Raw genomic sequence first — 4255 nt, forward strand, 5'->3', positions numbered from 1 at the left:
GCGAGCATTTCGAGCGCGAGCAACACCGCCGCCAGGATCATCCAGCTCCAGGCACCAAACGCGACAATTGCTTCTATCATGGTTTTCGCCCGCTAGACCGAGGGCACCGAGCCGCCGCCGCGCCCGCGCTGAGGGGCTGGGGGCGAAGTCTCCGGCCCGGCGCCGCCGAACGCCTCCCGCGCGATCTCGCCAATGCCGGCGATGGCGCCGATCACCGAGGAGGACTCAAGCGGCAGGATCAGGACCTTCTGGTTGTTCGACTGGGCGAGCGCCTTCAGCGCGCCGACGTAATTGTTGGCCACGAAGTAGTTGATCGCCTGCGCCGCTGCCCTTGTTGATGGCCTCGCTGACCATGGCCGTGGCTTGGCTTCTGCTTCCGCCTCGCGCTCCCGGGCTTCCGCGTCGCGGTAAGCCGCCTCGCGCCGGCCCTCAGCCGCCAGGATCTGGCGCCTGCTTCTCGCCTTCGGCCGAAGGATCGCCGCCTGGCGTTCGCCCTCCGCCACGAGGATCGCGGCGCGCTTGTCACGCTCGGCCTTCATCTGCCGCGCCATGGAGTCGACCAGGTCGCGCGGCGGCTCGATATCCTTGATCTCGATACGGGTGACTTTCACGCCCCAATTATGGGTGGCGTCGTCGACCACTTTGAGCAGCCGGTGATTGATCTCGTCGCGCTCGGACAAGAGCTTGTCCAGATCCATCGAGCCCATCACCGTGCGGATATTGGTCATGGTGAGATTGAGGATGGCGATCTCGAGATTGGTCACCTCGTAGCTCGCTTGGGCCGCGTCGAGCACTTGGAAGAAGGCCACGCCATCGACCCGCACCATGGCGTTGTCTTTGGTGATGACCTCCTGGCTCGGCACCTCGATCACCTGCTCCATCACATTGAGCTTGCGCCCGACGCGGTCGATGAAGGGGATGATCAGGGTGAGGCCGGGACGCAGCGTGCGCGTATAGCGGCCAAAGCGCTCGACCGTGTAGTTGTAGCCTTGCGGCACGATCTTGACCGCCGCGATGACGAGCACGACGAACAGAACGAGCAGAACGAGAACGAAGATATCGAAGCCGAGCATAAGGCACCCTCCAAAGGTGTCCGGCGGCGCTGCCGAGCGATGGAATGTTCGCGCGCGCCAATAGCGGCGACTCATACATGGGGGAGTCTTATCGCGGTTTTAAGAGCCTGGGGCGGACCGGGCGCCGTTTATGAGCCTCCGCCGCCCTGCTTCGGCAGATACTGCATCATGTCCTGCACCGCCGCCGACGCCGCCGCTTCGGCCGCCGCGCCCCAATGCCGGTCGAGCGAGCCTTTGCGAATGACCTTGGTCTGGGTGACGTTGCCGAGCCGCGTGCCCTCCGGACCGAAGATCGTCCAATCGATGCGGATCGTCTCCTTGCCCCGCTCCGCCGGGAAGATCCTGGCCACGCCTTGGATCTCGTAGGCGTTGACTTGGGGCGTCCCCGTCACGGTAAAGCCCATGTCGAGCAACCGGTTGGTGATCGCGCGCTCCAGCGCCTCCTTGCCGTCCCCGCGCCCAGGCGACATCCACATAGGCGGCCAGCTCGTCGGCCGCGGTCGCAGGCGCGCCCGCAAGCAAAGCGATGGCGAGGCTGATCGCCGATATCGTATTTCGCCACATGCCCCCTCGCGTTGCTCTAGTCGGCCCAACCCTTGAGCTCTTGCTCGATAAGATGAACCAGCACGCGGATGCCGCCGTCGCTGTCGTTGAGGCACGGGATGAAGCTGAACCGCTCGCCGCCATGCTCGAGAAAGATCTCCTTTGCTTCGCCCGCGATCTCTTCCAGCGTCTCCACGCAATCGGCGACGAAGCCCGGCGTGAGGATGGCGATGCGCTTCACCCCGTCGCGTGCCAGCGCCTCCATCGTCTTGTCCGTATAAGGCTGCAGCCATTCGGCGCGGCCGAAGCGCGACTGGAACGTGGTTTTCAGCTTACGGCCGAGCGGACCGAGCGCTTCGCGCAGCGCATCGCTCGTATCCATGCACTGGCATTGATATGGGTCGCCCTTCTCAATGTAGGCTTTCGGCAGCCCGTGATACGAGGCGACGATCACCTCCGGCTCGAAATCGAGATCGGCCAGATGCGAGGTGATCGAATCCGCGAGTGCCTGGATGTAGACGGGGTCTTTTGGATAAGGCGGCACCGTCCGCAACGCCGGCTGAACACGCATCGTCTTGAGCTTGTCGAACACCGTGTCGTTGACGGTGGCCGTGGTCGCCGCGGCGTATTGCGGATAGAGCGGAAACACGAGAAGGCGGTTGCAGCCGCGCTTGGTCAGCCCATCGATCCGCGAGGCGATGGTCGGCGTACCATAACGCATGGCCCAATCGACGATGATGTCTTCGCGATGCCCGAGCTTGTCGGCGACCTTCTCGCTTTGCGCCCGCGTGATGGTGCGCAAGGGAGACTCGTCGCGTTCCTCGTTCCAGATCGAGCGATACGCTACGCCGCTCTTGGATGGGCGCGTGGTGAGCACGATCCCGTTCAGAATGGGCCACCACAGCACGGGATTGATCTCGATCACCCGCCGGTCGGAAAGGAACTCCTTGAGATAACGCCGCATCGACCAATAGTCGGTGTCGTCCGGCGTACCGAGATTGACCAGGAGCACGCCGATCTTCCCGTAAGGCGGGGCTCCAGTCGTCTCGTCTCCGGTTTTGGCGAACACGTCCCCTCGCGGGCTCTCGTTCATGCGGCGTTCCTTGCGGCTCTTGAGCCCCTAAATAAGGTATTGGGCCCGGCGCGCCTAGCCTTGACCCACGGCAACGCGACCCAAAGCGCCACGCAATTTCTCGGCGTCCTCGATAATTTTTGCATGATCGAAGGCAAGCGGCGCCGCGCGCCAGTTTTCGACCCAGTCCGCGGCGGCCGCGTCGTCGCCGGCGGTCGGCGTTTTGACCTCCGGCAGCAGCGCGAGGAAGGCGGCGCTCGCCGTATGCCCGCGTGGATCCCGGGCCGGGTCCGAGTAGACACCCACGAGCCGAAGATCGTCCACGTCCAGGCCGGTCTCCTCGCGTACCTCCCGGCGGCAGCCGGCCTCGACCGTCTCGCCGATATCGACGAACCCGCCGGGCAGCGCGTAAGCCCCCTTGAACGGTTGATTCTTGCGGCGGATGAGCAGCACCCGGCCTTGCGGATCGTAGATCACGCAATCGACGGTCAGCGCGGGCGTGGGGGCGAGTCCCATAGGACTATCTTAGCACGGAGATGTCTTGGCAGGTCCGCGCCGCGGGCGCCCCGGCGGGCTATCCGCCCGAAAGACGCCTGGCTTCCCGCAGGGCCATGGCCAGCAGATAAGCGAGAAAATCGAAACGCTTGGACCGCGCCACCTTCATGAGCGGCGCGATTTGATCGGCGATCTGCTTTGCGCACTCGCGCGGATCTTCCCCGCTTCCGGGCGCCCCCGGACCGTTTGGATCAGACATCTTTTTGCCCGGTGTTCTGATCGGCCCCGAAGGCACCGTCTCAGCGTTCCACTGCTTTGGCCACGAACCGGTATGATTTCTTGGCATCCGTTTCTAGCACGAAGGATCGTGTCTCCTTCTATCCAGAACGCCAACAATTTTTAGGCACGTGGCCCAAAGCGGTCACACGGCGCCTGAAGCCCACGCGCCACCGAGATTCAGCACCATCAACTTGCTGCCGCAACACCGACCGAGCTATGCGGGCGCGCAAGCATAACTTTCGCCGAAGGTGACGGTCCTAGCCTTTGGGCTGTGGCACGATCCGGATATAGGGGCGCGGTGATTTCCAACCGTCGGGATAGATCGTCTTGGCCTCCTCGTCGGACACGGATCCTCCAATGATCACATCCTCGCCGCTCTTCCAGTTGGCGGGCGTCGCGACGCGATGCTTCGCCGTGAGCTGGAGGGAGTCGATCACCCGAAGCACCTCGTCGAAATTGCGGCCGGTGGTCATGGGATAGACCAGGATCAGCTTGATCTTCTTGTCGGGGCCGAGACGAAGACGTTCCGCACCGTTTGGTTGTCGGCCGGCGTGCGGCCGTCCGAGGTGCCGGTCAAGCTCGCCGGCAGCATGCCGTAGGCTTGGCGATTTTGAGATCCGGGTCGCCGATCATCGGGAAGTTGGGCGCCGTGCCTTGCGTCTCGGCGATGTCTTCAGCCCAAGCGGGAGTGATGATCCACCGGATCGACGCTGAGCCCGATGATCTTGACGCCACGCTTGTCGAACTCGGGCTTGATCCGCGCCATGTAGCCCAGCTCGGTTGTGCAGACCGG

General features: G+C 63.8%; 5 protein-coding genes and 1 pseudogene. All 6 read right to left on the reverse strand.

From position 1 onward, the window contains the following. Positions 1-92: 92 nt before the first annotated feature. On the reverse strand, positions 93-1073 hold the full coding sequence (locus AUC71_RS06335; protein WP_069623594.1) for an SPFH domain-containing protein: 981 nt from the start codon (positions 1071-1073) through the stop codon (positions 93-95). A 128-nt stretch (positions 1074-1201) separates the two neighbouring features. After that, entirely contained in the window at positions 1202-1543 is a 342-nt protein-coding gene (locus AUC71_RS06340; RefSeq protein WP_204376656.1) for a hypothetical protein, read from the reverse strand. Positions 1544-1653: 110 nt separating this feature from the next. Next, entirely contained in the window at positions 1654-2709 is a 1056-nt protein-coding gene (gene hemH, locus AUC71_RS06345) for a ferrochelatase (RefSeq protein WP_069623596.1), read from the reverse strand. Positions 2710-2763: 54 nt separating this feature from the next. Continuing rightward, positions 2764-3204 carry an NUDIX domain-containing protein gene (locus AUC71_RS06350; RefSeq protein ID WP_069623597.1) on the reverse strand — a complete coding sequence of 147 codons (441 nt, stop codon included), beginning with the start codon at positions 3202-3204 and terminating at the stop codon, positions 2764-2766. Between the two features lie 58 nt (positions 3205-3262). Next, the gene (locus tag AUC71_RS06355; RefSeq protein ID WP_069623598.1) at positions 3263-3442 is read right to left on the reverse strand and encodes a hypothetical protein; all 180 of its coding nucleotides are present in this window, start codon (positions 3440-3442) and stop codon (positions 3263-3265) included. Between the two features lie 277 nt (positions 3443-3719). Then, positions 3720-4255 (reverse strand): annotated as a pseudogene (locus AUC71_RS06360) (redoxin domain-containing protein); the annotation flags it as partial.

Source organism: Methyloceanibacter marginalis (assembly GCF_001723295.1).
In the GTDB taxonomy this organism is placed as follows: domain Bacteria; phylum Pseudomonadota; class Alphaproteobacteria; order Rhizobiales; family Methyloligellaceae; genus Methyloceanibacter; species Methyloceanibacter marginalis.